This is a genomic window from Isoptericola sp. NPDC019693, assembly GCF_044389085.1.
Taxonomy (GTDB): domain Bacteria; phylum Actinomycetota; class Actinomycetes; order Actinomycetales; family Cellulomonadaceae; genus Isoptericola.
Window position 1 is genome coordinate 141,929 of sequence record NZ_JBIRXP010000004.1, and the last position, 26,948, is coordinate 168,876.

General features: G+C 73.9%; 24 protein-coding genes. 11 read left to right on the plus strand and 13 right to left on the minus strand.

What is annotated here, in order from left to right; all coding sequences use genetic code 11:
- Positions 1-38: 38 nt before the first annotated feature.
- The gene (locus tag ACH436_RS13165; protein ID WP_430560641.1) at positions 39-830 is read left to right on the plus strand and encodes a deoxyribonuclease IV; all 792 of its coding nucleotides are present in this window, start codon (positions 39-41) and stop codon (positions 828-830) included.
- A gap of 7 nt (positions 831-837) precedes the next feature.
- Here ACH436_RS13165 and ACH436_RS13170 read toward each other — a convergent pair whose 3' ends face one another.
- Complete coding sequence (locus ACH436_RS13170; protein WP_430560642.1) at positions 838-1,515, minus strand: response regulator; 678 nt, start codon at positions 1,513-1,515, stop codon at positions 838-840.
- Positions 1,512-2,747 carry a sensor histidine kinase gene (locus tag ACH436_RS13175; protein ID WP_430560643.1) on the minus strand — a complete coding sequence of 412 codons (1,236 nt, stop codon included), beginning with the start codon at positions 2,745-2,747 and terminating at the stop codon, positions 1,512-1,514. The genes ACH436_RS13170 and ACH436_RS13175 overlap by 4 nt, the downstream gene beginning before the upstream one ends.
- A 130-nt stretch (positions 2,748-2,877) precedes the next feature.
- Here ACH436_RS13175 and ACH436_RS13180 point away from each other — a divergent pair, with 130 nt between their 5' ends.
- Positions 2,878-3,789 (plus strand): ABC transporter ATP-binding protein, encoded by a 912-nt coding sequence (locus tag ACH436_RS13180; RefSeq protein ID WP_430560644.1) that lies wholly within the window; start codon positions 2,878-2,880, stop codon positions 3,787-3,789.
- A complete protein-coding gene (locus tag ACH436_RS13185) occupies positions 3,786-4,586 on the plus strand; it encodes an ABC transporter permease (protein WP_430560645.1) in 801 nt (266 codons plus the stop codon). The genes ACH436_RS13180 and ACH436_RS13185 overlap by 4 nt, the downstream gene beginning before the upstream one ends.
- Positions 4,587-4,590: 4 nt before the next feature.
- Here ACH436_RS13185 and ACH436_RS13190 read toward each other — a convergent pair whose 3' ends face one another.
- Positions 4,591-6,507 carry a cation:proton antiporter gene (locus ACH436_RS13190; protein ID WP_430560646.1) on the minus strand — a complete coding sequence of 639 codons (1,917 nt, stop codon included), beginning with the start codon at positions 6,505-6,507 and terminating at the stop codon, positions 4,591-4,593.
- 195 nt (positions 6,508-6,702) lie between these two features.
- Here ACH436_RS13190 and ACH436_RS13195 point away from each other — a divergent pair, with 195 nt between their 5' ends.
- Complete coding sequence (locus ACH436_RS13195; RefSeq protein WP_430560647.1) at positions 6,703-7,425, plus strand: PadR family transcriptional regulator; 723 nt, start codon at positions 6,703-6,705, stop codon at positions 7,423-7,425.
- On the opposite strand, the gene ACH436_RS13200 is transcribed toward ACH436_RS13195, so the two are convergent.
- The 7 genes from ACH436_RS13200 to ACH436_RS13230 form a co-directional block, all read right to left on the minus strand.
- A complete protein-coding gene (locus tag ACH436_RS13200) occupies positions 7,396-9,198 on the minus strand; it encodes a PQQ-binding-like beta-propeller repeat protein (protein WP_430560648.1) in 1,803 nt (600 codons plus the stop codon). The two genes, ACH436_RS13195 and ACH436_RS13200, sit on opposite strands and share 30 nt — an antisense overlap.
- Positions 9,199-9,274: 76 nt before the next feature.
- Complete coding sequence (locus ACH436_RS13205) at positions 9,275-9,481, minus strand: hypothetical protein (RefSeq protein WP_430560649.1); 207 nt, start codon at positions 9,479-9,481, stop codon at positions 9,275-9,277.
- A 90-nt stretch (positions 9,482-9,571) separates the two neighbouring features.
- Positions 9,572-10,558, minus strand: coding sequence for a cytochrome d ubiquinol oxidase subunit II (locus tag ACH436_RS13210; RefSeq protein ID WP_430560650.1), 987 nt, complete (start codon positions 10,556-10,558; stop codon positions 9,572-9,574).
- Positions 10,555-11,859, minus strand: a complete 1,305-nt coding sequence (locus ACH436_RS13215; RefSeq protein ID WP_430560651.1) for a cytochrome ubiquinol oxidase subunit I — start codon at positions 11,857-11,859, stop codon at positions 10,555-10,557. The genes ACH436_RS13210 and ACH436_RS13215 overlap by 4 nt, the downstream gene beginning before the upstream one ends.
- Positions 11,860-11,964: 105 nt before the next feature.
- Entirely contained in the window at positions 11,965-12,180 is a 216-nt protein-coding gene (locus ACH436_RS13220; protein WP_430560652.1) for a DUF4177 domain-containing protein, read from the minus strand.
- 51 nt (positions 12,181-12,231) lie between these two features.
- Positions 12,232-13,482, minus strand: coding sequence for an ABC transporter permease (locus ACH436_RS13225; RefSeq protein WP_430560653.1), 1,251 nt, complete (start codon positions 13,480-13,482; stop codon positions 12,232-12,234).
- Positions 13,479-14,372, minus strand: coding sequence for an ABC transporter ATP-binding protein (locus tag ACH436_RS13230; RefSeq protein WP_430560654.1), 894 nt, complete (start codon positions 14,370-14,372; stop codon positions 13,479-13,481). Before ACH436_RS13230 ends, ACH436_RS13225 begins: the two co-directional genes overlap by 4 nt.
- Before the next feature lie 215 nt (positions 14,373-14,587).
- On the opposite strand from ACH436_RS13230, the gene ACH436_RS13235 reads away from it, so the two are divergent.
- Positions 14,588-15,568: a hypothetical protein gene (locus ACH436_RS13235; RefSeq protein ID WP_430560655.1), complete on the plus strand. Its 981-nt coding sequence runs from the start codon at positions 14,588-14,590 to the stop codon at positions 15,566-15,568.
- A gap of 39 nt (positions 15,569-15,607) precedes the next feature.
- On the opposite strand, the gene ACH436_RS13240 is transcribed toward ACH436_RS13235, so the two are convergent.
- Positions 15,608-16,213: a response regulator gene (locus tag ACH436_RS13240; protein ID WP_430561023.1), complete on the minus strand. Its 606-nt coding sequence runs from the start codon at positions 16,211-16,213 to the stop codon at positions 15,608-15,610.
- 68 nt (positions 16,214-16,281) lie between these two features.
- On the minus strand, positions 16,282-17,661 hold the full coding sequence (locus tag ACH436_RS13245) for a sensor histidine kinase (RefSeq protein WP_430560656.1): 1,380 nt from the start codon (positions 17,659-17,661) through the stop codon (positions 16,282-16,284).
- Positions 17,662-17,734: 73 nt separating this feature from the next.
- On the opposite strand from ACH436_RS13245, the gene ACH436_RS13250 reads away from it, so the two are divergent.
- Entirely contained in the window at positions 17,735-18,613 is an 879-nt protein-coding gene (locus ACH436_RS13250) for a hydrolase (protein ID WP_430560657.1), read from the plus strand.
- Here the strand turns inward: ACH436_RS13250 and ACH436_RS13255 are convergent, their stop codons facing one another.
- On the minus strand, positions 18,614-19,906 hold the full coding sequence (locus ACH436_RS13255; RefSeq protein WP_430560658.1) for a YibE/F family protein: 1,293 nt from the start codon (positions 19,904-19,906) through the stop codon (positions 18,614-18,616). It lies immediately after the preceding gene.
- Between the two features lie 52 nt (positions 19,907-19,958).
- On the opposite strand from ACH436_RS13255, the gene ACH436_RS13260 reads away from it, so the two are divergent.
- The 5 genes from ACH436_RS13260 (at position 19,959) to ACH436_RS13280 (ending at position 26,932) form a co-directional block, all read left to right on the plus strand.
- Positions 19,959-20,969, plus strand: coding sequence for a DMT family transporter (locus tag ACH436_RS13260; protein ID WP_430560659.1), 1,011 nt, complete (start codon positions 19,959-19,961; stop codon positions 20,967-20,969).
- Positions 20,970-21,172: 203 nt separating this feature from the next.
- Positions 21,173-22,156, plus strand: a complete 984-nt coding sequence (locus ACH436_RS13265) for an ABC transporter permease (protein WP_430560660.1) — start codon at positions 21,173-21,175, stop codon at positions 22,154-22,156.
- Between the two features lie 19 nt (positions 22,157-22,175).
- Positions 22,176-23,093, plus strand: coding sequence for an ABC transporter permease (locus ACH436_RS13270; protein ID WP_430560661.1), 918 nt, complete (start codon positions 22,176-22,178; stop codon positions 23,091-23,093).
- Positions 23,090-25,144 (plus strand): dipeptide ABC transporter ATP-binding protein, encoded by a 2,055-nt coding sequence (locus ACH436_RS13275; RefSeq protein WP_430560662.1) that lies wholly within the window; start codon positions 23,090-23,092, stop codon positions 25,142-25,144. Before ACH436_RS13270 ends, ACH436_RS13275 begins: the two co-directional genes overlap by 4 nt.
- Before the next feature lie 66 nt (positions 25,145-25,210).
- Positions 25,211-26,932: an ABC transporter family substrate-binding protein gene (locus ACH436_RS13280; protein WP_430560663.1), complete on the plus strand. Its 1,722-nt coding sequence runs from the start codon at positions 25,211-25,213 to the stop codon at positions 26,930-26,932.
- Positions 26,933-26,948: the final 16 nt, after the last annotated feature.

Below are 26,948 nucleotides of genomic sequence, written 5' to 3' on the forward strand. Positions count from 1 at the left end.
CTACGACGGTGTCGCCGGGTGTCCGTAGGGTGGTGCGCATGAGCGTGAAGATCGGTGCGCACGTCGGGCTGCAGGACGCGGTGGCGGAGGCGAAGGACATCGGGGCCGAGGTCGTCCAGGTGTTCCTGTCCGACCCGCAGGCGTGGAAGGTGCCGCCGCTCGACTACCCCGGCGGCGCGGAGGCGTTCCGCGAGGAGACCGCGACGGCCGGGCTCGACGTCTACGTGCATGCGCCGTACGTCATCAACGTGGCGTCCACCAACAACCGCATCCGGATCCCCAGCCGCAAGCTGCTGCAGCAGATCATGACGGGGGCCGGGTCGATCGGGGCGAAGGGCGTCGTCGTGCACGGCGGGCACGTCACCGCGAAGGACGACCCGGAGGTCGGCTTCGACAACTGGCGCAAGGCGATCGACGCGCTCGAGACCGACGTGCCGGTGCTCATCGAGAACACCGCGGGCGGCGACTTCTCGATGGCCCGGCGGCTCGACCGGCTGGAGCAGCTCTGGGCGGCGGTGATGCGCGCGAACGGCGCGGAGAACGTGGGCTTCACCCTCGACACGTGCCACGCGTGGGCGGGCGGCATCGACCTCGCGACGGCGGTCGACGACCTCCGCGCCATCACCGGCCGCATCGACCTCGTGCACGCCAACGACTCGCGCGACACGGCGGGCTCCGGCGCCGACCGGCACGCGCACTTCGGCGACGGGAACATCCCGCCCGAGCTGCTGGTCGGCGTGGTCGCGGCCGCCGGCGCCCCGGTCGTGTGCGAGACGCACGGCGACATGGGGCCGGACATCGCGTGGCTGCGGGAGCGCCTGGCCGACTGACGGTCCGTCAGCCGCCGGCGAGCCCCGCGTCGTGCACGACGATGGCGGCCTGCACGCGGTTGGCGGCGTCCAGCTTGGTGAGGATGCGCGACACGTGGGTCTTCACGGTCGGGACGCTCATGTACAGCTCCCCGGCCACCTCGGCGTTGGACAGCCCGCGCGCGAGGGCGAGCGCGACGTCGCGCTCCCGCTCCGTCAGGGTCTCCAGGCGCTCGGCTGCAGCGCGGCGGCCGTCCGGCGCGGAGCGGTCCGTGACCCGGGCGATGAGCTGCTCGGCGACCCGCGGCGACAGGGTCGGCTCGCCCGCCGCGGCCGCGCGGACGGCCGCGACCAGGCGGTCGGGCGGGGTGTCCTTGAGCAGGAACCCGGCGGCGCCGGCGCGGAGGGCCTCGACGATCATGTCGTCCGCGTCGAACGTCGTGAGCACGATGACGCGCGCGTCGGGCACCGACCGGAGCCGGCGCGTCGCCTCGATGCCGTCCAGGCGGGGCATGCGGATGTCCATGAGGACGACGTCGGGCCGCTCGCGCGCCACGACGTCGAGCGCCTCGAGCCCGTCCGACGCCGTCGCGACGACCTCCAGGTCCGCGTCCCCGCCCAGGATGAGCGTCAGCCCCGAGCGCACCAGCGCGTCGTCGTCGACCAGCACCACGCGCGTCCGCCGGCTCACGCCGTCCCCTGTCATGCCGCCCACGGTAGCCATGCCTCCAGCACGAACGCCGCGCCGCGCCCGTCGCGGGCCGCCGGGTCCGCCGTCGTGCCGTACGACAGGCGGCCGCCGACGAGCTCCACGCGCTCCGTGAGCCCGACCAGGCCGAGGCCCGACGGCGGCGGCGCGGGCGCCTCGGGCAGCGGCCCGACGCTGCGCACCGGGTTGCGCACGACGATCGTCAGGCCCTCGCCCGGCGCACCCACGACCGACACGGCCACCGGCGCCCACGGGGCGTGCTTGCGCGCGTTGGTCAACCCCTCCTGCACGATCCGGTACGCGTGCCGGCTGACCGCCTCGCCGAGCCCCGCGGCCCGCGCGCCCAGGTCGTCCACCGGCCCCTCGACCCGGACGTCCGCGCCGTTCGCCCGGGCCTCCGCGAACAGGTCGGCCAGGTCGGCCAGCGACGGCTGCGGGGGCTCCGGCGGCGCGTCCCCGGCGAGCGGGTCGCGCAGCACGCCCAGCACCTCCCGCAGCTCGGTGAGCGCGGCGTGCGCGTTGTCCCGCACGACGCCGGCCGTCTCCGCGACCTTGTCCGGCGGCAGGTCCGTGCGGTACGCCAGCGCACCGGCGTGCATCGCGACGAGCGAGATGCGGTGCGCGAGCACGTCGTGCATCTCCCGGGCGATCCGCGTCCGCTCCGCCGTCTGCGCCTGCGCGACCCGGCTCGCCTGCTCCCGCTCCGCCGTCTCCGCCCGCTCCTGCAGCGACACGAGGTGCTCCCGGCGCAGGCCGATGTACGCGCCGATCCAGACCAGCAGCGCGAAACCGAACGTGCTGGCGATCAGGTTCACCAGCCAGTCCGAGGCCCCGGGGTCGACCAGGGGGTGCAGCCGCTCGTACACCCCGGCCGCGGCCACCCCGACGACGAGCGCGAGGCTGATCTTCCACCACCGGCGGTGCGTGGACAGGGAGACCAGCGCGACCATCTGGGCGCCCGAGACGAGGATCGACACCGTCGATGCCGCGCCCAGCAGCAGCGCCACCGTCAGCGGCGCACGGCGACGCAGCAGCAGCAGGGGCAGGCCCAGGACGCCGACCAGCAGGTCCAGCGCCGCCTGGGCGTCCGTGACGGTCCGCTGCCCGGTGTCGGTCTCCCAGGCGATGAACGCGATGCCGACGAAACCGATCCCCAGCGCGGCCAGGATCCGCCACGTCTCGCCCCAGACGCGGCGGGCACGGGACGGTCGGGCGGGGGCAGTGGGCACGACGTCGAGCCTAGGCAGCGACACCGCCGCGGGCATCCGCCGGGCGGACACGGCGCATCCTCCGGAAGGAGGACACGAACCATCCCCTCGCCGGACGCGGCGGGCGCCCGCGCCCGGGCAGGGTGGACGCATGATCACCGTGGAGCACCTGACCAAGAGATACGGGCCGGCCGTGGCCGTGGACGACGTGTCGTTCACCGTCGAGCCCGGTCACGTGACCGGCTTCCTCGGCCCCAACGGCGCCGGCAAGTCCACGACGATGCGCATGATCTGCGGCCTCACCCCCGCCACGTCGGGCTCGGCCCGCGTGCTCGGCCTGCCGTTCACCGCGCTCGCCAACCCCGGCCGGCGCGTGGGCGTGCTGCTCGACGCCGCCGCCCAGCACTCCGGCCGCACCGGCCGCGAGGTCCTCACCCTCGCCGCGCTCATGACGGGCGTCGACCGCCGGCGCATCGACACCACGCTCGACCTGGTGGGCCTCACCGAGCGGGAGGCGGCCCGCCGCGTGGGCCAGTACTCCCTCGGCATGCGGCAGCGGCTCGGCCTCGCGTCCGCGCTGCTCGGCGACCCGGAGGTGCTGATCCTCGACGAGCCGGCGAACGGCCTCGACCCCGCGGGCATCCGCTGGATGCGCGACCTGCTGGACGGCTTCGCCCGCCGCGGCGGCACCGTGCTGCTGTCCTCCCACCTGCTGCGCGAGATGGAGGCCGTGGCGGACCGGATCGTCGTCATCGGCCGTGGCCGTGTGGTCGCCGAGGGGCACAAGGACGACCTGCTGCGCCAGGCGGGCACGTTCGTGCGCTCCACCGACGACGCCGCGCTCGCCCTCGCTCTGCGGCAGGGCGGGGCCGGCGTGGAGGAGCTCAGCACGGGCGGCCTGTCCGTCGAGGCCGAGCCGGTCGACGTCGGCCGGGCGGCCGCCGCGGCGGGCGTCGTGCTCGCCGAGCTGCGCGCCGCCGACTCCCGCGGCCTCGAGGACCTCTTCCTCGAGCTCACCGCCGACGACGCCCGCGAGCAGACCCGGATGGAGGTGTCGGCATGACCACCGCGACCCCGACCCGCGCCGCCGGCGCGACCCGCACGGGCGGCACCCTGAGCCCGGTGTCCTTCGCGACCCTCACCCTGGTCGAGTGGCGCAAGCAGCTCGACACCCGCGCGGGCCGCTGGATCGTCGCCGTCATCGCGATCGTCACCGCCGGCGTGCTCGCCGTGATGATGGCCGTGGGCGGTGGCGACCACTCGTTCAGCGCGTTCGTCGTCGGCACGACGATGCCGATGGCGATGCTGCTGCCCATCGTCGGCGTGCTCGCCGCGACGTCCGAGTGGTCCCAGCGGACCGCCCTGGTGACGTTCACGCTCGAGCCGCGCCGCACGCGTGTCGGGCTGGCCAAGGTGGTCGGCGCGATCGGCTCCGGCGTCGCGCTGCTCGTGGTGACCGTGGGCCTCGCCGCCCTCGCCCACGTCCTGGTGGTGGCGTTCCGCGACGCGACCCCCGCCTGGGACGCCACGGGGGCGCTGGTGGGCGGCCTCGCGATCACCACGGTGCTCTACATGGCGCAGGGCGTCGGGTTCGGGCTGCTGCTGCGCAGCACCCCGGGCGCGATCGTGACCCTGTTCCTCGCGCCCACGCTCTTCAACCTGCTCGGCGGGCTCGTCCCCGGGATGGTGGACGTGCTGCCGTGGGTCGACCTGACCACCGCGGCGATGCCGCTGACCGGCCTCACCTGGCCGGACGGCGCCGGCTGGGCGCACCTCGCCACCTCGACGCTCATCTGGGTCGTCGCGCCCCTGGTCGGCGGCCTGTGGCGCACGGCGCGCAGCGAGATCTCGTCCTCCTGACCGGTCACTCGCCGTCGAGGTGCCCGCGCATCTCGACGGCGATCTGGTCGGCGTCGAGCTGGTCCAGGGCCCTGCTCAGCAGGTCCGAGTCGAACGTCCCCAGGGCTCGGGCCTCGAGCAGGGCCTTGCGCTGCGCGGCGATGGTCGCGAGGCGCAGCTCGAAGAACTGGTCCGACAGTTCCTCGGGCGTGGCTTCCTCCTCGTCCTGGTCGGCCTGCTCCCGCACGACGACGGTGCGCACGCGCTCCACGACGTACGGCGCGTAGGGGGTGCCGTCCTTGCGGCGCAGGTCCGGGTCGTCGAGCACGTCGCGCGCCGTGCCGTCGACGATCTCGCGCAGCCCCTCGGTGCCCTCCACGAACCGGGACGACGTGACGCCCGCGAGCCCCAGCCGGCGCACCACCCACGGCAGAGTGCCGCCCTGCACCAGCAGGGTCCCCGCCGCGACGCCGAACGCGATGAGCACCAGCAGGGACCGCTGCGGGAAGTCGTGCGGCAGCGTCTGCGCCGCCGCGAGCGTCACGACGCCGCGCATGCCGGCCCACACGATGACGACGCCCTCCTTCGGCCCGAGCGGGGCCGCGAGCAGGTAGTCCACGTCGGCGATCCGCCGCGTGAACCGGCGGCGGAACTCCGCGATCCGGTCCGTCCGACGCTGCCGGATCCGCTCCTTCTGGTCGTCGGACAGCCCGCCGGCGGCCGCGGCCCGCCGCTTGTCGGCCTCGAGCTGCACGCGGCGCTGCACCCGCCGCACCTGGCGGCGCGGGTTGCCGGCCTCCCACACCCGCCGGTCGCCCTCGGTCCACATGGCCGACAGGGTCTTCGCCGCGTCCGGGGTGATGATCCCCTGCGGGTCGGCGAGCTCGTCGAGCTTCGCGGAGACCCGCTGCTCCATCCGGTCGAGCGTCTCGCGCACCTGCTCGGCACGGCGCCGACGGGCGGCGAGGTAGCGCAGCAGCGGCAGCACGAAGAGGGCCCGCAGCGCGACGACGACGACGGCCGCGAGCGCCGCCACGCCGACCGCCACCCACAGCGACCCGTGCGCATGGCGGACGTCCTGCACGAGCCCGAACACCTCCAGGCCCATGGCCAGGAACAGCCCGCCCTCGAGCAGCGTCTCGATGGTGCGCCAGTTCATCCGCTCGGCCACCCGGTCCTGCGGGCTGAGGTGGCGGGCGGAGAGCGTGCTGGTCACGAGGCCCGCGGCGACCGCGGCCACGATGCCCGACGCGTCGAGCTCCTCGGTGGGCAGGTAGGCCACGAACGGCACGACGAACGAGACCGCGGTGGACAGCGCCGGATGCCGGAGGTGCTCGCGGACCCACAGCCCCAGGCGCCCGACGACGACGCCGATGAGGACGGCGAGCAGCACGGCCTTGAAGAAGCTGCCGACCACGCCCCAGAGGCTGACGCTGGCCGCGGTCGCGGCGATCGCCGAGCGCAGCAGCACCAGCGACGTCGCGTCGTTGAGCAGCCCCTCCCCCTCGAGCATGACGACGACGCGCTGCGGCGCCCCGAGCTTCTTGATGATCGACGTCGCGACGGCGTCCGTGGGGCTGACGATGGCGCCGAGCGCGATGCCGGCGGCGAGGTCGATGCCGGGGATCACCCACGAGAAGACGAACCCGAGCAGCACCGCGGTGATGACCACGAGCAGCACCGCCATCCCGCCGATCGCCGTGAAGTCGCGGCGGAAGTCCATCGACGGGAACGACGCCGCGGACGCGTACAGCAGGGCGGGCAGCACCCCGACGAGGATGACCTCGGGGTTGATCTCGATGGCCTTGACGGCCGGCACGAAGCTCACGGCGACGCCGATCAGCACCAGGACCAGCGGTGCGGCGACCCCGGCCCGGGGTGCCAGCGCGGTGACGGCGATGACGACGACCGCCGCGAGCACCGCGACGAGTAGCACCTCCATGCCGAACAACGTAGGCGCACCTTCGCGAGTTCTCCTGGGCCCGGCACCCCACCGACACCGGAGTGATCCAGGTCACAGTCGAGAGAGTCTTGCGTAACGATATATCGCGTCCTATCGTAGATACGTCGCCGGGGTCGAGACGCACCTCCCCCGGGACACCCACCACACACTTCCCGACACGTGAGGACACCCCACATGCGAACCCCTCGAGACCCCTCTTTCGACCCCCGCATCTTCGACCCCCGGTCCTTCGACCGGCACCCCTTCGACCGTCAGCCCGGCCCGCGCGGCGACCGTCGCCGGCGCGGCGACTTCCCCGGCCCCGAGGGCTTCGGCCCCGGCTTCGGTCCGGGCTTCCGCCCGGGCCCGGGCTTCGGCCCCCGCGGCCACCGGGGCGGCGGCCGCCGCGCCGGTCGCGGTGAGATCCGCGCCGCCCTGCTCCTGCTGCTCGCCGAGCAGCCGATGCACGGCTACCAGGTGATCACCGAGCTCGCCGAGCGCACCGAAGGCCGCTGGCGCCCCAGCCCGGGCGCCGTCTACCCGGCGATCTCCCAGCTCCAGGACGAGGGCCTCGTCACGGTGGCCGACGACGGCGGCCGCCGTCTCGCCTCGCTCACCGACTCCGGCCGCGCCTACGTCGAGGAGCACCGCGACGAGCTCGGCACCCCGTGGGAGAAGGTCGCGGAGGACCCGCGACGCCAGGGCCACGAGCTGCACCACGCGATGCGCGCCCTGGGCGGCGCCGTCGAGCAGGTCGCGCGCGCCGGCACGCGGGCGCAGGCCGAGGCCGCGGCCGCGGTGCTCGACAGGGCCCGGCGCGAGGTCTACCTCGTGCTCGCGGACGACGCCGCCCCCGCCGCCGGCGGGGACGACGACACCGACGACCCGTCAGCCGAGGCCGACGATCTCGGTCGGTGACCAGCGCACCAGGCGACCGGCGACGGCGAGCTGGACCCCCCAGCCCTCGCCGCCGAGCTCGACCTGCCACAGCTGACGGCCCGAGGCGGCGTCGAGCGCGACCCAGTGCACGACGTCGCCCCGGGCGTAGTCCGGCACGACGAACGCGGCGAGCCGCCCGTCCGTGAACGCCGCGTCGACGAACTGCGGCCCGTAGGCGCCCATCGCGTCGAGCCCCTCCACGAGGTCGGGGCGCACCCACAGCACGTCCCCCGTGCCGAGGTCCAGGCCGTACACGCGCCGCCCCTCGTCCACCACCACCGCCACCTGCGCCGTCCGCACCAGGAGGCTGGTGCTGCGCACCTCGGTGCGCCACAGCTCGGACCCGTCGGGGGACGACCCCACGGTCACGTCGCCCCGCCGCGCGAGGTGCACCCGGTCCCCGCCGCCGTCCGTGCTCAGCGGGACGAGGTAGCGCCCACGCACCTGGCGCACCTCGGAGCCGTCGTCACGCAGGAGGCGGTCGGCGGTGGCGGCCTCCGCACGGAGGCCGTTGGCGTCGGTGCGCGCCACGTAGCCCCCGCCGGTCAGCGGCTCCACGGCGAACCCGTCGAACGTCCCCGGGTCGCCCGGGCGGTCCAGCCGCACGCCCTCGGGCGTGAACCACGCGTCGATGCCGCAGCCGCCCAGCCACAGCACGCGGTCGGTGACCATCGTCTGGACGCCCCCGCGCAGGTCCACCCCGGACGTCGTGCCGTCGTCCGACCAGCGCACGCACATCGACGGGTCCACCCCGCCGTCGTACCGGACCGTCTGCTGCCACCGGCGCTCGCCCGTGACCGCGTCCTCGACGCGGACCCGCAGGTCGTACCCGTCCGGGATGGCCCCCGCGTCGGCGGTGCCGGCGACGACGTCGTCCGCCACCCGCGGGTCCACGGGCGACGCCTCGCCCACCCACTCCACGGAGACGAGCGTGCCGTCGCCGCCGGGGTAGAGCGTCTCCGGGGAGCCCGCCACCTCCCGGGTGCCCTGCACGGTGCCGTCGGCGTCGACCACGGTCACCGTGCTGCGTCGCACCGGGTCCCCGTCCGCCGTCCCGTCGGTCGAGGCGGTCACGCACACGACCCGGTCCGCCGTGTCGGCCTGGACACCGCCCGTCCACAGCTGCATCCCCGGCCCGCACGAGCTCGCCCCGGACGGGAGCCCCACCCGCCAGTGCCGCTCGCCCGTCTCGACGTCCAGGCCGAGGAGCGCGTCCTGGTGCTGCGCGACCACCAGCCCGCCGGCCATCGCCATCAGCCCGCCGGGCACGCTGCCCTCGGCCTCGACCCGCCACACCTCGTGCGGCTCGGCGCTCAGGTCGAGCACGCCGCCGGGCGCGGCCCGCAGCGCCGCGAGTCGCCCGCGGTCGCCCGCCGTGTCGACGACCACCGCCGTCAGCGCCGCCGCGACGACCACCACCGCGGCCACCAGCCGGCGTCCCTGCAGGGCACCACGCGCACGGTCCAGGGCGCGGCGCCACGTGAGCGGCTCGGGCGCCGCCTCCGACGACGGCGGGAGCTCGCCGGGGTAGTCCTCGGCGTCGTCGGGGTCGAGGTCGATGAGGAGCGGGCCGCGAGCACCGGCACTCCGGGGGGCCTCGACGGCCGGGACGACGAGGGGCGTGCCGGGCGGTACGTCGGCCCGTGCAGGGCCCCGCGCGTCCGCGCGGTCCTCGCCGTCGTCCGGCTCCGCGCCGTCCGGGTCGAGGTCGAACGTGTAGGCGTCCGGGCGGGCGCCCCGTCGTCGGGCCACCTCTCGAACCTAAGCCTGGCCCCCGCCCCCGGCGACCCGTGGGCGGCCCTGCTGCTCAGGCCACCGCCCGACCTCGTCAGACCGTGCGGCGACGTTCCACGGAGCGCGCCACGGCCAGCTCCAGCAGCGCGGTGCGGGCGCGCCGACGCCGGTCGTCCGGGTCGACCGTCAGCCGGTCGCCGGGGTTGGCGCGGCGTGCCGCCCCGGGCGCGGTCACCGTGTGCGGCGACGGCAGGACGATCCGGGACGGGGCGGGGGTCGGGACGGGCATCGTGGCAGCCATGAGGGCCTCCTTCGCGCGGCCCGGCGGCCGCTCCCTGCCCATGCTGCGCGCCCGCCGTTTCCGCGGTGTTGCCCGGGCGTCACGACCAGGTCAGAGGAAGACGGCGGTGCGCGGACCGAGCGGTCGCACCAGCACCCGCCAGGTCACCGCCTGCGCCGCGAGGACGCCGGCGAACGCCGCCAGCACGGGCCACGTCAGGCCGTGCAGCACCGTCGGGGGCGCGGCGAGCGCCAGCACCTGCGGACCCACGACGGCGACGGTCGCGACCACCGGGACGACGGCGAGCACCGGCCCCGCCGCGCGGACGGCGCCGGTCCGGTGCGCACCACGGTCCAGGTCGAACCGTGCGGCGAGCGCCACGCCGGCCGCCGCGATCAGCGCCGCGGCGGCGAGCAGCGCCGACGACGTCCCCAGGGCGGCGACGTCCAGCGCACCGAGCGCCGCCAGGGTGGCCAGCGCGGCGGCCGGCACGAGGGCCCGGCGCACGCGGCGGCGCGCCTCCCGCGCGACCGCCTCCGGCGCCCTCGCCGCGACCACGAGCGCGCCGTGCACGCGCGTCGTCGCGACGCAGAGCCCGGCCGTGACGGTCGGCAGGGCGACCGCGAGCGCCTGCGCCGCACCGGACCCCCCGTCAGCCTGCCCCGCGACCACGGAGAACCGCACCCACGCCACCCCCGCCAGGGCGCCGAACGCCGCCGGGAGCGCGAGGCTCGCGACCTGGCCGACGCCGTCCCACCCCTGCCGCCAGCGGGGCGACGGCAGCCGGCTGCGCAGCCAGAGCGCGGCGTCGCGCAGCACCCACGCCACGAGCAGCGCCACGACGCACGGGTAGCCGGCCGCCCAGAGCGTCGCCTCGGCGTGCCCGAACGCGGCGAGCAGCACGCCCGCCGCCGCGACCAGCCACACCTCCCCCAGCAGGAGGAACGGTGCGACCGTGGCGAGCACGGTGCGGCGGCGCGGGTCGTCGCGGCCGCCGAGGGCGCGCACGAGGGGCACGCCGCCCTGCACGGCGCCGTCGAGCACCGCCCAGCCGGCGAGCAGGACGGCGAGCAGCAGGCCCCAGCCGAGCGCGTTCATCGGACACCTCCGAAGGTGAGGACCTCGCGCCGGTCGGCGGGGTCGGTCGGGCCGGCCGGGGGCGCGTCGTCGTCCCGCAGGACGTCCGCGGGCGGGGCGCCGAGGGCGAGTCGCGTCGTGCCGCGGCGGGCCAGGCGCGCCATGACGGTCCAGTCGACGACGGCGAGGGCGACCATCACGCCGACGAGGACGACGAGGGACGTGACGACCGCGGCCGCCGACGCGCCCGACACGGCGTCCTCCGTGCGCAGCACGCCCGCGATCGCCCAGGGCTGGCGGCCGATCTCGCGAGCCGCCCAGCCGAGCAGCGCGGTGAGGAACGGCACCGGCAGCAGCACGGTGAGCGTGCCGTAGAGGCCGACGCGCAGCGGCTGCCACAGGCGGAACAGCACGTTGCCGGGCAGCAGGAGCAGCAGCACGCACCCGACGACGAATGCCAGGCCCGCGACACCCTGCATCACGGCGTAGGCGATGCCGACCACGGGCGGCTCCCCGCCGGGCAGGTCCTGCAGGTAGGCGAACTGGGCGTACCCGAAGGAGGTCGCGACGAACGCCCCGAGGGTGCCGGCGACCAGCCCGATCCGCATCGACCGCCGCCACACGTCGTTCTCCGGCGACATCACCGCCCCCGGCAGCCCGGCCGCGACCACGCCGGGCAGCCGCGACGGCGCCCGGCGCAGGTGCCACGCGCTGACCCCCACCAGCAGGAACGCGCCCGCCATGAGGCACGCGCCCACCACGTGCAGCGCCGACAGGAGCGCCGCCGGGTTGGTGACCAGGGCCGCCGCGTCGGTCACGCGGGCCACGCCGTCCACCAGCTCGACGCCCACCGGGTTGCGCAGGAAGCCGTTCGCCACCATCACCGTGAACGCCGACAGGTAGCCGGTCACCACCACCGCCCAGAACGCCGCGGTGTGCGCCCACCGGGGCAGCACGTGCCACCCGAACACCCACAGCCCGAGGAACGTGGACTCCAGGAAGAACGCCGCCATCGTCTCGATCACCAGCGGGGCGCCGAGCACGCCGCCGGCGACGTCGAGCAGGCCCGGGAAGTGGAGGCCGAGCTGCAGCTCCATGACGATGCCGGCGGCGATGCCCAGCGCGTAGTTGACCAGGTAGAGCTGCCCCCAGAAGCGGGTGGCGGTCTCGAGCGTGGCCGCCCGCCCGGCGTCGCGGGCGGCCGCCCACCGCGTCTGCAGGATCGCCACGACGGGCCCGAGCCCCAACGTCACGAGGACGAAGAGGAAGTGGGTCCCGGCGAGCAGCGCGAACTGCAGGCGGGCGGCGTCGACGGCGGTCATGGGGCTGACGCTAGGGTGCCCGAACCCCGCGATCCCAGGGTTTTCGGGACCTTCGGGGGACAACCCTGAGCGTTTTCGGGGGACTCCCCTACCCCGCGGTCGGCGTCAGACGACGGGACGCTTGACGACGACCACGACCTCGATGGCCTGGCCGGCGCCGTAGCTCGGCGACAGGGTCCCCACGGCCTCCCAGCCCTCGCGGCCCAGGTCGTTCAGGTCGCGCTCCATCTGGGCGTAGTCGAAGCCGCGCATCGCGAGCTTGTACGTGAGCACCTTGTGCTCCCACGCCGTCGGTGCGGTCGGTGTCGTCGGTGTCGTCATGTTCGGTCTCCTTCGTCTCGTGCCGGGGCGTGCCAGGTTCGGTGGATCGGGTCAGGCGCGTGCCGCGAGGGCCGCCTTCCAGCCGAGGCGGCCGCCGGTCTGCAGCAGCGCACCGCGGTAGGCGCGCTCGCTGACGAGCAGGGCGACGGCGGCGAACGCGGCGAGGATCAGCAGCGAGACGATCGGCTCCCACCACGTGGTGTCCCCCGACAGCACCCGCACCGGCATCGACACGACGTTCGCCACCGGGACGTAGGACAGGACCGTCTCGAACGTGCCGCTGGCGGAGAACGTCAGGAAGTACACGCCCATGATCGCCATCGTCATCGGGGTGGTGGTGTGCTGCAGGTCCTCGGTGCGCGACGCGAGCGCACCCGCGACGGCGTACAGGGCCGCGAGGCCGAGGAACCCGACGGCGAAGAAGAGCACGAACCAGACGAGCGACGTCGACAGGGACGGCAGGATCGACGCCGTCGGCGTGAACGACAGGGCGGCGAGACCCACGGCCGCGAACACCACGTTCTGCGCCAGCGCCACGACCGAGCTGCCGAGGATCTTGCCGACCAGCAGGTGCCGCAGCGGCACGGCGGTGGCCATGATCTCGACCAGCCGGGACTGCTTCTCCTCTACCACGCTGCCCGCGATCATCTGCCCGGAGCCGAGCGCCCCGATGAAGAACAGCAGCGCGAGCGCGAACGACGCGAAGAACAACGTCTGCGAGTCCACGGCGTCGCCGGCGATCCGGTCGGTGGTGAGGGTGCCGCCGGCGGTCAGCTCCGCGGTGGTGGTCCCGGCCGCCTCGGCGTTCGACGCGAGCGTCTCGGCGGCGACCCCTGCCGTGAGCAGGCGCGTCAGCGTGCCGTCCGGGTCCGCCTGGCCGGTGAGCACCCAGCCGCCGTCGGTGTCCCCGTCAGCAGGGTGCAGCCAGCCGTCCGCGTCGCCGTCGGCGAGCGCGGCCCGCGCGGCCGCGTCGTCGGGCACCTCGAGGGTGGTGAGCTCGGCGCCGCCGCCCTGCTCCTCGGGGATCGCGGCGGCGGACTCGACCGCCGCCGTCGCGGCGGCGTCCCCGGCCGGCACCGCGACCGTGAAGCTGTCCGTCTTGCTGCCCTGCCAGGCCATGAAACCGGCCAGCGCGGCGATGATCACGACGGAGACGAGCAGCCCCACGAGGAACGTCTTGTTGAGGGCGTGCACCACGATCTCGCGCTTCATCACGACGAGCCACGCGCCGCGGGTGCTCTCCTCGCCGGTCCGGTCGAAGGTGGCCGTCGTGTCCGGGCGGGTCGGGGTCGTGGTGGTCATGCCGTCACCTCGCGGTAGATCTGGGCCAGCGTGGGCTTCAGGGGGGTGAGCTCGCGGACGCCGCCGCGCTCAAGGCCGGTGGCCAGCAGCCGCTGCAGGGCGGCGTCGTCGAGCACCTCGAGGAGGGCGACAGGTCCGTCGACGTCGACGGCGAGCACGCCGGGGACGCCGCGCACCCAGCCGGCGTCGCCGGTCGTGACGAGCCGGTGCCGCAGGGCGCCGGTCCGCTGCAGGTCGGCGGGCGCGCCGTCGGCCATGACCCGCCCGGACTTGAGGATGACGAGCCGCTCGCACAGCCGCTCCACGAGGTCGAGCTGGTGCGAGCTGAACAGCACCGGCACGCCGCGGCCGGTGTGCTCGGCCAGCAGGTCGACCATGCCGTCGACGGCGGCCGGGTCGAGGCCGCTGAACGGCTCGTCGAGCACCAGCAGCCGCGGCGTCCCCATCAGCGCGGCGACGATCTGCACGCGCTGCTGGTTGCCGAGCGACAGCTTCTCCACGTGCTCCTTGGAACGGCCGGCCAGGCCGAGCCGGTCGAGCATGTCCAGCACCTCGGCGCGCGCCCGGGCCGCCGAGATGCCTCGCAGGCGCGCCAGGTAGACCAGCTGGTCGAGCACCGGCTGCTTCGGGTAGAGCCCGCGCTCCTCCGGCATGTACCCGAACGCGCGGCGGTCCGCGCGCGTCACCGGGGCGCCGCCGAACCGCACCTCGCCGGCCGTGGGCGCCAGGACGCCCATGATCATCCGCATCGTCGTCGTCTTGCCGGCGCCGTTGCCGCCGACGAACCCGGTGAGCAGCCCGGCGGGGGCGGCGAACGAGACGTCGTCGACGGCCGTGAGGTCGCCGAACGTCCGGGTCAGGCCCCGGACCTCGAGGGAGTCGTTGTCCATGACCACGACGCTACGGACCGGACGGCTCCGTGTGATCCGCCCGGCGGCGGAGATCCCCGCCTCCCCCGCCGGGCGGACGGCTCACCCGCGCGCCTGACGTCGACGTAGCGATCGGTCTTCGTCCGGACCGAGGACGAGGACCGATCGCTACGTCGGTCGCCCGAGCCTGTGGATGAGTGCCACCGCGCCGCCCTCAGATCTGGTCTGCTTCCGGCGTGCATCGTCGCCTCGTCGTCTCCCCGTCGCTCCGGCAGGTCGCCGCCGCGCAGGAAGGGCTCGTCTCCTCCGGGCAGTGCCGCGAGCACGGGCTCACGAAGCAGAACGTCGCCGCTCTGGTGGGACGCCAGGAGTGGGGTCGCGTGGCCCGCGGGGTGTTCGACACCGGCGTGGGGGGCGGGACGGCCGACCTCTACGACCTCCCGCGGCGGCGCGCGGCGCTCGTCGGGGTCCTCGCCCGCCCCGGCTCGGTCGCGACCGGGCTGTGCGCCCTGGTGTGGCAGGGCGTCCAGGGCGCGCCCGCGCGCATCGCACCGGAGGTGACGTTCCCCGATGGCTCCCCCAGGTCCGGCGGGCCCGGGCGGGTCCGCCGCGAGCGGCTGCGGCGATGGGTCGTCGTCGGCGGTCTCCCCTGCGTGCCGGCGGAGCTCGCGCTGGCACAGGCGGTCCCTGAGCTCGACCGAGAACACGCCGTCGCGATGATGGACTCCGCGCGCCACCAGCGGATCGTCACGGAGGACGAGTTCCACCGGGCACGCGAAGCCACGCGCGGTCGACGCGGGGCGGCGCGCACGTCGCCCTGGTGGGGCGAGTCGGACCGGCGGGCGGAGTCGCCGATCGAGACGGCGGCACGACTTGCCTGCACGGATGCGACGTACCCGCCCGACGCCCTGCAGCTCGTGGTCCGTCGCGCCGACGGCCGGTTCCTGGGGCGTTCGGACCTGGCGTGGCTCCTGCCGGGCGGCCGGGTCCTTCTCGTGGAGCTCGACGGACGCGACGCGCACACGACACCGACGGCCCTCTTCGGCGACCGGAGCCGGCAGAACGGGCTGACGAGCCACGGAGCCGTCCTGCTGCGGTTCACCGGACGAGACGTCGCTCGCGGTGTGGTCGTCGACGAGGTGCGCCGCGTCCTGGCTGCCGCGGGTTGGTCCCCGCACCCCTGGCCCGCGGACCGGGCCTTCGTCCTGCTGACGTAGCGACGGGTCGTCGTGCCCGCACGGGACGGCGACCCGCCGCTACGTCAGGGCACGGTGGTAGAAGACGACCGCCTGGACGCGGTCGCGCAGGTGCAGCTTGGCCAGCACGTTGGAGACGTGCGTCTTGACGGTGGCCTCGCCGAGGAAGAGCTCGCCGGCGATCTCGGCGTTCGACATCCCCTTGCCGACCAGCACCAGCACCTCCCTCTCCCGCGGCGTGAGCTGGTCGAGCCGCGGGTCGGAAGGCGCACCGGCGGTCATGCCCGGGGGCGGCGCGCCCTCCCCCGTCACCATGCGCTCGATGACGCGGCGCGTGACCTCCGGGGCGAGCAGCGCGTGACCGGCCGCGACGGTCCGGACGGCGTCCACCAGCCGGTCGGCGTCAGAGTTCTTCAGCAGGAAGCCGGACGCGCCGGCGCGCAGGGCGTCGTCGACGTAGGCGTCGTCGTCGAAGGTGGTGAGCACGAGCACCTTGGCGAGGTCGTCGGCGACGATGTGCCGGGTCGCCTCGATGCCGTCCATCACCGGCATCTGCACGTCCATGAGCACGACGTCGGGGCGCAGCGCCCGCACCTGCTCCAGCGCCTGCGCGCCGTCGGCCGCCTCGCCCACCACCTCGACGTCGGGCTCGACGGAGAGGATCATCGCGAACCCGGAGCGCACCAGCCGCTGGTCGTCGACCAGGAGGACGCGGGTGGGAGGACCGGCGGCGGTCACAGGCTGTCCTCGGGCAGGGGCAGGCGCACCCGCACACGGTAGCCGCCGGTGGCGCGGGGCCCGACCTCCGCGAGGCCGCCGTGGGTCGCCACCCGCTCGCGCACGCCGACCAGGCCGAGGCCGGTCCCCGTGGACCCGGGCCGCGGCCTGCCGTCGTCGAGCACCTCGACCTCGGCGTACCCGTGCGGGAACCGGTCGGCCGCGGGCTCGTCCCGACGTGCCGGGCAGCGGTCCACGCGCACGACGACGCGCGCGGACCGGGCCGTGGAGTGCTTGCGGACGTTGCTCAGCGCCTCCTGCGCCGTGCGGTACAGGCTGAGGCCCACCGGTGCGGGCACGGCCTCGACCGCGCCCGGGTCGGCCACCACCCGCACCTCGACGTCGAGGCCGGAGTCGTCCGCGAGCGCGGGCACGTCGGCCAGGCCGGGCTCCGGCGCGCGGCCGCCGGCCGGCACCTCGCCGTCGTCGATCCCCCGCAGGGTGCCGAGCAGGCCACGCATCTGCGTCACCGCCTCGCGGGACTCGACCTCGATGGTGGCCAGGGGCGCGGCGGCCGACGCCGGGTCGCCGGCGAGCATGCGCCGGGCGGCGGCGGCCTGGATGCCGATGACGGAGACGTGGTGCGCGACGACGTCGTGCAGCTCGCGGGCGATGCGCAGCCGCTCGGTGACGACCGCCTGCCGCTGCAGCTCCGCCGCCTGGCGCTCGATGGTCGCGGCCTGCTCCTCCAGCTGCTCGCGGCGGCGCGCGCCGTGCCACATCAGCTGACCGGCCACGACCGCCCCGTAGAAGTAGGCGAAGTTGACGAGCAGGTTGTACACGGTGAACGCCATGCCGGGGTCGACCAGGCCGGGCTGCTCGTCGGCCAGCCCCATCTGCTCGACGATGCCGTCGATGCCCGCGCCGACCGCGATCTGCCAGGTCAGCCAGCCGAACATCGCCAGGAGCGCCGCCCCCACCACGAGGGCCATCGCCTGCCGGTCGCGCGCCCACGCCACGGCGCTGAACAGCGCGACGAAGTAGACCACCTGCAACGGCACGAGGACCGTCACCATCGGCACGGTCAGGCCGACGACGAGGAAGTGCAGGTACACCACGGACAGCACGACCAGGGGGAACCGCCGCCGCCACGCCAGGGGCGCGGCACCCACGGCCGCCAGCAGGTAGAGCAGCCAGGTCGGGGCCGACTCGTCCTCGAAGTACCCGAAGCTGCGGGCGAGCTCGGTACCCAGCACGGAGACGACGACGAACGCGGCACCGAGCCAGAGGTCGCGGCGGTACGCGCGGGCCGGGTCGGCGGGGACCCGCTCCCACCCGGAGTCGATCCCCCACCAGTCGGAGAGGCGGGCTGACCACCCGGCGGCTTGCTGCGGCATCCCCCCAGCCTAGGAAGGCTCGCCGTCCTGGCGCCTCCCCCACGAGTCGGAGTTCGCGGGCAGGATGGGCAGCGTGACCACGACGACCGGGATCGCCACGACGCCCCCCGCCCCGCTCACCGTCTCCGTGTGCCGCACCTGCGCCGTCGAGCACGCCGAGCGCCCCGACGTGTGCGCGATCTGCGCCGACGAGCGCCAGTGGGTGCCCACGACGGGGCAGGCCTGGACCACGCTCGAGGAGCTGGCGGCGGAGGGCTGCGCGGTGTCCGTGCGGGAGCTCGAGCCGGGCCTCGTGGCGCTCGAGGTCGCCCCGGGCGTGGGCATCGGGCAGCAGTCGAAGCTGGTGCTGACGCCCGCCGGGGCGTTGCTGTGGGACCCGCTGGGGTTCGTCGACGACGCGGCCGTGGACGCCGTCGCGGGGCTGGCCGGCGGCGGCGGTGTCGTCGCGGTGGCCGCGAGCCACCCGCACATGTTCGGGGTCCAGGTCGAGTGGTCGCGACGGTTGTCCGCCGTCACGGGGCGCGACGTCCCGGTGCTGGTCAGCGAGGCCGACGCCGGCTGGGTGGCGCGCCCCGACCCGGTGATCGAGACGTGGTCCGGCGAGCGCGAGGTGCTGCCCGGCGTGTGGCTGAGCCAGCCGGGTGGGCACTTCCCGGGCTCGGCGGTGGTGCACTGGGAGGCCGGCGCCGACGGGCGCGGCGTGCTGCTCTCCGGCGACACGATCTTCGCCAACCCGGACCGCACGGCGAGCTTCATGCGCAGCTACCCGAACCGCATCCCGCTGTCCGGGGCGGTCGTAACGCGCGTGGCCGAGCACGTGGCGCGCCGGCCGTTCGACCGGCTCTACAACAACTTCGAGGGCGTCATCCCGGCCGACGCACGCGACGTCGTGCTGCGTTCCGCCGCGCGGCACGCGGCCTGGGTGCGCGGGGACTTCGACCACCTCACGTGATCACCGGGGCTCCGGCGCGACGGCGGTCGCAGGGGGCTCGACGGACGCGACGGGCTCAGCGGGCTCGACGGCGGCCCCCGCGGGCTCAGCCGCCGGGCCCGGCACCACGACCGCGGCGATCGCCGTCGTGATGGGGATGGCGAGGACCAGCCCGATGGACCCGACCAGGGTGCGCACGATCTCCTCCGCGATCTCGCCCGAGGTGAGCGCCATCACGGGCGACTGGTCGAGCAGCCACACCGTGAGCAGCAGGGGCAGCGCGGCGCCCACGTAGGCGAACGCGATCGTGTACACCGTGGACGCGATGTGGTCGCGGCCGATCCGCATGGCGCGCGCGAACAGGGCACGCCGCGACGCCAGCGGGGCGAGCGCGCGCAGCTCCCACACGGCGGAGGCCTGGGTGATCGTCACGTCGTTGAGCACGCCCATGCCCGCCAGCACGAGCCCGCACAGAGCGATCCCCCGGAGGTCGACCCCGGCCGCCATCGAGGGCAGCATCTGCGCGGTCTCCGACGTCGCGCCCGTGATGTTCGACGCGGCCGTGGCCCACGTGCCGATCGCGGCCGTGAGCGCCAGCCCGGCCAGCGTGCCCAGCAGCGCCACCGACGTCCGCGTCGTCAGGCCGTGCGCCAGGTAGAGCACGGCCAGCATCACCGCCGACGACGTCACCAGCGCCACGGCCATCGCGTTCTCGCCCGCCAGGAGGGCGGGGAACGTGAACCCGAGGAAGACGGCGAACGCGACGCCGAGGCCCGCGATCGCGGCCAGCCCGCGCCACCGGGCCACGAGGAGCACCACGAGCACGTACGCCGCGGCGAGGAGCGCCAGGGGCAGCTCGCGCTGGTGCTCCATGAAGACGTAGGGGGCCGCCACCTCGCCCTGGAGGTCGGCGATGAGCAGCGCCACCAGCCCGTCGCCCGTCTCGAACTCGAACCGCGGGTCGACCTGCATCCGCGACGTGCCGCCGTCGGGCAGCTCGATCGGCACCGTCAGCTCGCCGGACCCGTCCTCGCCGGGCGGACCTGCCACCGTCACGTGCACGAAAGCGCTGCCGTCGACGACGACGGGGACGCGGTCGGGGACGTCGCCCGCCGACGGCCACAGCATCCACAGGCCGAGCGCCGTCGCGACGATCGCGGGCAGCACCAGGCAGGCGATCACCACCCGGGTACGGCGCGGCGCGGGCGCGACGGCGCCCCCGTGCGCATGGCCGTGCGCATGGCTGTGCGCACGGCCGTGCGCATGCGCAGGGCCGCGGGGCGAGGTGACGTCGGTCGGGGAGGCAGGCGTCATGCGCGGATCCTCACACGGGGGTGCGCCGATCCGGCGGACGTACACTCCCCGGGTGAGCCAGACGACCGACCCCGCCGCCGGGACCGGGGCCGGCCGGGCCTTCGGGGTGGCGCTCGCGATCGTCGCGGGGCTCGCCGCCGCGCTGCAGAGCCGCGTCAACGGCTCGCTCGCCACCGCGATGGACAGCCCCTTCGTGGCGGCGTTCTTCTCGTTCGGCTCCGGCCTGGTGCTGCTGCTGCTCGCTCTCGCGTTCTCGCGGACGGGGCGTGCCGCGGTGCGCCGCGCCGCGTCGGGGCTGCGCTCCGGCGGCCTGCGGTGGTGGGAGTGCCTCGGCGGGCTGGGCGGCGCGTTCTTCGTGATGTCGCAGGGCCTGACCGTCGACGTGCTGGGCGTGGCCGTCTTCACCGTCGCGCTCGTGGCCGGGCAGTCGGTGAGCTCGCTCGTCATCGACCGGGTCGGCCTCGCGCCCGGCGGCGTCCGCCTGGTCACGCTGGGGCGGGTGCTCGGCCCGGTGCTGACCGTCGTGGCGGTGGTCGTCGTGTCCGGGGCGGGCGCGTCCACGGCGGCGCTCGGCCTCGCGCTGCTGCCCCTCGTGGCCGGCGTGCTCCAGTCGTTCCAGCAGGCCCTCAACGGCAGGGTGCGGTCGGCCGTGCGCGAGACGACCGCGGCCGGCACCCGGGCCCGGCTCGGCGGCGACGGCGGCGTGATCGCCGCGACCCTCATGAGCTTCGTCGTCGGGACGGCCGCGCTGCTCGTCGTCATGGTCGTCGCGCTGGCGGCCGGCGGTGCCCCCGCGGACGGCCTGCCGCCCGACCTCCTGCTCTACTCCGGCGGGCTGCTGGGCGTCACGTTCATCGCCCTCCAGGCGGCCGTCGTGCAGCGCATCGGCGTGCTGCTGCTCGGGCTCGGCATGATCGCCGGCCAGGTGGTCGGGGCGCTCCTGCTCGACGTCGCGTCCCCCTCCGTCGCGCCGCCCGGCGCCGCGACCTACGTCGGCGCCGCGCTCACCCTCGTCGCCGTCGCCGTCCCGCTGGTGGAGGGCGCGCTGCGCCGGCGTCGCTGACCAGCGCCGACGTCCCCGGTCGGCGGCGCTCTGCGCCCTGAAACCGGGAGGTTGCGCGGTCGAGACGCGCGCATTTCAAGAAATGTTCGCCTGGAGCACGAATAGGTAACGATTCTTCCGGCGCTGCCGATGTGGTCTGGAACACGCTCGGGGCGCCGCTAATCTCGCCGCACCGACCTTCGTCCAGAGAGCTCCCTCCGACCTTGACTCGATATCTGCTGCGCCGCACCGCTGGCTGGTTGCTGATGGTGGTGGCCGTCACGAACCTGACGTACTTCCTCGCCTGGGCGTACCTCGACCCCCGCAGTAACTACGTGGGGCGCCGGCCCCCGTTGAGCGAGCAGCAGATCGTCAACCTGCTCGAGCCGCGCAACCTCGACGAGGGCACCCCGCTCCTGGAGCGCTGGTGGACGTGGTTCAGCGGGATCCTGTTCCACTGGGACTGGGGAGTGAGCCCCACCGGGCAGTCCGTCAACGAGCAGGTGGCCTACCGGATGTGGATCTCCGCGGAGCTGATGCTCGGCGCGACGATCCTGCTGACGCTGATCGGCATCGCGCTCGGCGTCTACAGCGCGTCGCGCCAGTACCGCCTCGGCGACCGGATCGCCCAGGGCACGTCGATCATCACGATGAACATCCCGATCGTCGTCGCCGCGCTCGGGCTCGTCCTGCTCGCGATCGCGTTCAACGGCGCCGTCGGCACCACCGTCTTCTACGTCACCGGGTCGTCCAGTCCGGGCGTGAGCGGGTTCTTGCCCACGCTGGTCGACACGGTGCAGCACCTCGCGCTGCCGACGCTCGCCCTGATCATCGTCGGGTACGCGCAGTACCACTTCCTGCAGCGATCCCTGCTGCTCGACAACATCAAGTCCGACTACGTGCGGATGGCGCGGGCCAAGGGCCTGACCAAGCAGCAGGCGATCCGCAAGCACGCGCTGCGTACGTCGCTGATCCCCGTCACGACCCAGGTCGCCTTCTCGATCCCGGGCATCTTCACCGGTGCGGTGCTGACCGAGTCGATCTTCGCCTGGAAGGGCATGGGGCAGTACTTCATCCAGACGATCTCCCAGAACGACGTCAACGGTGTCGTGGCGGTCGCCGCGTTCGGCGCGGTCATGACCGCCATCGGCGCGATCCTCGCCGACGTCGCCGTCGTCGTCCTCGACCCTCGAGTGCGGGTGAGCTGACGTGACCAACGATCCCTCCATGGTCGACCCCCTCGCCGACGGCGAGGTCCTGCCCCCCGCGGCGGCACCCCGTCAGCGGCAGCGCCTGTCGAAGTGGCGGCTCTACGGGCGTCGGTTCGCGCGCAACCGGCCCGCCGTCGGTGGCGTGGTCATCTTCGTGCTTCTCGTGCTGTTCGCCCTGTTCGGCTCGTTCTTCCAGAAGTACGACCACGTCGAGCTGGACTTCCTCGCCCTGTCCGACCCGCCGAGCGCCGAGCACTGGTTCGGCACGAACAACGCCGGGAACGACCTGTACGCGATGGTCGTGGTCGGGCTGCAGCGCTCGCTCCTCATCGCGGTCGTGGTCGCGACCGGGACGACGATCCTCTCGGCCGTCATCGGCACCGCCGCCGCCTACTTCGGCGGGCGCGTGGAGCGCGTGTCGCTCTTCATCATCCACTTCCTCATGGTGGCGCCGACGTTCCTGCTGCTCGCGATGATGTCCAACGACTCCGGCGGCGACTGGAAGGTCATCGCCCTGGTCCTCATCCTGGTGAGCTGGTTCTTCCAGGCCCGCACGATCTGGACGCTCTCGCTGTCGTTGCGCGAGCGCGAGTTCGTCCACGCCGCGCGCTACATGGGCGTCCCCGGCTTCAAGATCGTGCTGCGCCACCTGATCCCCAACATCGGGTCGCTGCTCGTCATCAACTTCACGCTCGGCGTCGTCGGCGCCGTCATGGCCGAGACAGGGCTGTCGTTCCTCGGGTTCGGCGTCAAGCTGCCGGACGTCTCGCTCGGCTCCCTCATCGGCATCGGCGCCTCGAGCATCTCGAGCACGCCGTGGATGTTCTACTTCCCCGCCGCCGCGCTCACGCTGCTGACCGTCTCCATGGCGCTCGTCGCCGACGGCCTGCGCGACGCCCTCGACCCCACCTCCGCTGCGGGAGGCCGCGCATGACCACCCCTGTCCTGTCCGTCCGCGACCTCACCGTGAGCTTCCCCTCCGAGGCCGGCCGTGTCGACGCCGTGCGCGGCGTCTCCTTCGACCTCGCCGAGGGGCGCACCCTCGGGATCGTCGGCGAGTCCGGCTCGGGCAAGTCCGTCACGTCGCTGGCCGTCATGGGCCTGCTGGACGAGAACGCGCGCGTCGGCGGCTCCGTGCTCTTCGAGGGCGAGGAGCTGCTCGGCAAGAGCGACGCGCAGATGTCCAAGATCCGCGGCAACGGCATCGCCATGATCTTCCAGGACCCGCTGACGTCGCTGACGCCCGTCTTCACGGTCGGGGACCAGATCGTCGAGGCGCTCACGATCCACGACCCGCGGCTGTCGCGCCGCGCCGCGTGGGCCCGCGCCGTGGAGCTGCTCGACATGGTCGGGATCCCCCGCCCCGCGGAGCGCGTCAAGTCCTTCCCGCACGAGTTCTCCGGCGGCATGCGCCAGCGCGTGGTCATCGCCATCGCGATGGCGAACAACCCGAGGCTGATCATCGCGGACGAGCCGACCACGGCCCTCGACGTCACGATCCAGGCGCAGATCCTCGATCTCATCAAGACGGCGCAGCGCGAGACCGGCGCCGCGGTCATGATGATCACGCACGACATGGGCGTGGTCGCCAACGTCGCGGACGACGTCGTCGTGATGTACGCCGGGCGGCCCATCGAGCAGGCCCCGGTGGACACGTTGTTCGCCGACACGCGCATGCCGTACTCGATCGGCCTGCTGGGCGCGATCCCGCGCATCGACACCTCGGTCAAGCAGCCTCTGGTGCCCATCAAGGGCAGCCCGCCGCTGCTCGTCGACCTCCCGGACGCCTGCCCGTTCGCGGCCCGCTGCCCGATCGTGACGGAGGCCTGCCGCACGGCAGAACCCGCGCTCCTGCCCGTCGACGGCCAGCCGGACCACCGCGCCGCGTGCATCCGCGCGGAGGAGATCCGGGCCGGGCGGCTCGGTGACGGCCCGGTCTACCCCGTCCCCGAGGTCCCCTCGTCGGACCTGGAGACGGTGCCGCGCGACCTCCGCGCGCCCACTCTCGAGGTCGAGAACCTCACGAAGACGTTCCCCCTCCTCAAGGGCTCCTTCCGCAAGAAGAAGGTGGGCGAGGTGCACGCCGTCAAGGGCGTGAGCTTCGACGTCCGCGAGGGCGAGACGATGGCGATCGTCGGCGAGTCCGGGTCCGGCAAGACCACCACGCTGCTGCAGATCATGGACTTCGCCCCGCAGGAGGACGGCGAGATCCGGATCGTCGGCACGCCCGTCGGCGACATCAAGGGAGGCCGCGCCGAGCGGGAGGTGCGCCGCGACGTCCAGATCGTCTTCCAGGACCCGGTCGGCTCCCTCGACCCGCGCATGACCGTCTTCGACGTCATCGCCGAGCCGCTGCGCACCGTGGGCACGCCGTCGGCGGACGTCGGCCCGCGGGTGGACGAGCTCATGGACCTGGTCGGCCTCGACCCGGCGCACAGCGACCGCTTCCCGGCGGCGTTCTCCGGCGGTCAGCGGCAGCGCATCGGTATCGCGCGCGCCCTGGCGACCAACCCGAAGCTGGTCGTGCTCGACGAGCCGGTCTCCGCGCTCGACGTGTCGGTCCAGGCCGGTGTCATCAACCTGCTCGACGAGCTGAAGGTGCGTCTCGGGCTGTCGTACCTGTTCGTCGCGCACGACCTGTCGGTCGTGCGGCACATCGCGGACCGTGTCGCCGTGATGTACCTCGGGGCGTTCGTCGAGCACGGCGACGTCGACGCCGTGTTCGACGACCCGCAGCACCCGTACACGCAGGCCCTGCTGTCCGCGATCCCGGTGCCGGACCCGGTGGTGGAGCGCAGCCGCGAGCACATCGTGCTCCAGGGCGACCTCCCGAGCCCGACCGACACCATCCCGGGGTGCGCCTTCGTCTCCCGCTGCCCGCTGTACCAGACGCTCGACGACGCCGAGCGCGCGGTCTGCGACACGAAGGTCCCCGCTCTCAGCGGCCGCACCGGCGTCCACGTGAACGCCTGCCACCACCGCTGACCACGTTCCCCCGTCCCACCTCTCACCACCATCAAGTCAGCGCCCACGGGCGCGAAAGGAGCCCCTATGAGGCTGCAGAAGAGACTGGCGGGCAGTGTCGCCGTCGCCGGCGTGCTCGCCCTGGCCCTCACCGCCTGCGGCGGTGGCGGCAACGACGGCGGAAGTGACGAGCCCACCGCCGAGGCCCAGGCGGTCGAGGGCGCGGACTACAACCCGCAGCCCCGCGAGAACCTCGAGCAGGGCGGCGAGGTGACCTTCCCGCTCAGCGAGATCACGCCGCAGATGAACCCGAACCACTCCGACGGCTCGGTCGACACGGCCCGGATCTGGGAGTGGTACAACCCGCAGCCGATCCTCATGTCGCCGGAGGGCGAGGCCTCGGCGAACCCGAACTACCTCACGGACTGGACCACCGAGGTCGTGGACGGCAAGACGGTCGTCACCTACACGATCAACCCGAAGGCGGTCTGGAACGACGGCAGCCCCATCACCTGGGAGTCGTACAAGCTCGCCTGGGAGGCCAACCGCTCGACCGAGGAGGAGTACGTCCCGAACACCACGGACGGCTACTCCCAGATCGAGTCCGTCGAGCAGGGCGAGGACGAGCGCCAGGCCGTCGTCACCTTCAAGTCCGAGTTCCCGTGGACCGAGGGCCTGTTCTGGCACATCATGAACCCCGCGGTGAACTCGCCGAAGGTGTTCAACGAGGGCTACATCGAGGACGCGCACGCCGACTGGGGCGCCGGCCCGTACAAGATCGACGAGTTCGACCTCAACGGCGGCGTCATCACGTTCGTGCCGAACGACAAGTGGTGGGGCGAGAAGCCGCTGCTCGACAAGGTCACCTTCCGGGTGCTCGACGACGTCGCCGCGGTGAACGCCTTCCAGAACGGTGAGACGGACTACGTCGAGAACCTCACCGCCGACAGCCTGGCGCAGCTCAAGGATGTCGAGGGCGCGGTCACGTACAAGGCGCAGCGCGCGGCGACGAACCTCCTCGAGCTGAACGCCGAGCGCCCGCAGTTCAAGGACCTCAAGGTGCGCGAGGCGCTCCTCAAGGCGATCGACCGCGAGCAGATCAAGGAGGTCATGTGGAACGGCCTCAACTACACCGAGCCTGACGTCGGTTCGCTGAACCTCTACCCGTTCCAGGAGGGCTACGTCGACGCCCTGTCCGAGGCCGGCTGGAAGACCGACGTCGAGGGCGCGAACGCGCTGCTCGACGAGGCCGGCTGGACGATGAACGGCGAGGTGCGCGAGAAGGACGGCGAGAAGTTCGCCGGCCGGCTGCCGATCTTCGGTGACGACCCGATCGTCGAGGCCCGCGCCAAGGTGGTCCAGCAGCAGCTCGCCCAGGTGGGCTTCGAGCTCGAGATCGACAAGCGCCCGTCGAGCGACTTCTCCACCGTCCTGACGACCAAGGACTGGGACCTCGTCATGCTCGGCTTCTCCTCGAGCGACCCGTACGGTGTCGCCTGGATGTGCCAGCTGTACTGCTCGGACTCCGGCCTGAACCTGTCGGCGACCGGCACCAAGGCGATCGACGAGAAGATCGCCGAGATGTCGGCCCTGCCCACGGCCGAGGAGCAGACCGAGGCCGGGATGAAGCTCGAGTCGGAGATCATCGCCGAGACCTGGGGCATCCTGCCGCTGTACAACGGCCCGTGGATCTCCATGGCCAAGGAGGGGCTCGCCAACCTGACCCCCGAGACCTACACCGGGCTCGACCTCTTCGGCCTGCAGCCGGTGGAGAACGTGGGCTGGGAGAAGGCGGCTGCCGCGGAGTGATCCGCGTCGGCTGAGC

Bases quoted from the DNA above. Each gene is read 5' to 3' on its own strand.
- ACH436_RS13165 (WP_430560641.1), top strand. From the start codon at position 39: ATGAGCGTGAAGATCGGTGCGCACGTCGGGCTGCAGGACGCGGTGGCG.
- ACH436_RS13170 (WP_430560642.1), bottom strand. From the start codon at position 1,515: ATGACAGGGGACGGCGTGAGCCGGCGGACGCGCGTGGTGCTGGTCGAC.
- ACH436_RS13180 (WP_430560644.1), top strand. From the start codon at position 2,878: ATGATCACCGTGGAGCACCTGACCAAGAGATACGGGCCGGCCGTGGCC.
- ACH436_RS13185 (WP_430560645.1), top strand. From the start codon at position 3,786: ATGACCACCGCGACCCCGACCCGCGCCGCCGGCGCGACCCGCACGGGC.
- ACH436_RS13190 (WP_430560646.1), bottom strand. From the start codon at position 6,507: ATGGAGGTGCTACTCGTCGCGGTGCTCGCGGCGGTCGTCGTCATCGCC.
- ACH436_RS13195 (WP_430560647.1), top strand. From the start codon at position 6,703: ATGCGAACCCCTCGAGACCCCTCTTTCGACCCCCGCATCTTCGACCCC.
- ACH436_RS13205 (WP_430560649.1), bottom strand. From the start codon at position 9,481: ATGGCTGCCACGATGCCCGTCCCGACCCCCGCCCCGTCCCGGATCGTC.
- ACH436_RS13210 (WP_430560650.1), bottom strand. From the start codon at position 10,558: ATGAACGCGCTCGGCTGGGGCCTGCTGCTCGCCGTCCTGCTCGCCGGC.
- ACH436_RS13215 (WP_430560651.1), bottom strand. From the start codon at position 11,859: ATGACCGCCGTCGACGCCGCCCGCCTGCAGTTCGCGCTGCTCGCCGGG.
- ACH436_RS13220 (WP_430560652.1), bottom strand. From the start codon at position 12,180: ATGACGACACCGACGACACCGACCGCACCGACGGCGTGGGAGCACAAG.
- ACH436_RS13225 (WP_430560653.1), bottom strand. From the start codon at position 13,482: ATGACCACCACGACCCCGACCCGCCCGGACACGACGGCCACCTTCGAC.
- ACH436_RS13230 (WP_430560654.1), bottom strand. From the start codon at position 14,372: ATGGACAACGACTCCCTCGAGGTCCGGGGCCTGACCCGGACGTTCGGC.
- ACH436_RS13240 (WP_430561023.1), bottom strand. From the start codon at position 16,213: ATGATCCTCTCCGTCGAGCCCGACGTCGAGGTGGTGGGCGAGGCGGCC.
- ACH436_RS13245 (WP_430560656.1), bottom strand. From the start codon at position 17,661: ATGCCGCAGCAAGCCGCCGGGTGGTCAGCCCGCCTCTCCGACTGGTGG.
- ACH436_RS13255 (WP_430560658.1), bottom strand. From the start codon at position 19,906: ATGACGCCTGCCTCCCCGACCGACGTCACCTCGCCCCGCGGCCCTGCG.
- ACH436_RS13270 (WP_430560661.1), top strand. From the start codon at position 22,176: ATGGTCGACCCCCTCGCCGACGGCGAGGTCCTGCCCCCCGCGGCGGCA.
- ACH436_RS13275 (WP_430560662.1), top strand. From the start codon at position 23,090: ATGACCACCCCTGTCCTGTCCGTCCGCGACCTCACCGTGAGCTTCCCC.
- ACH436_RS13280 (WP_430560663.1), top strand. From the start codon at position 25,211: ATGAGGCTGCAGAAGAGACTGGCGGGCAGTGTCGCCGTCGCCGGCGTG.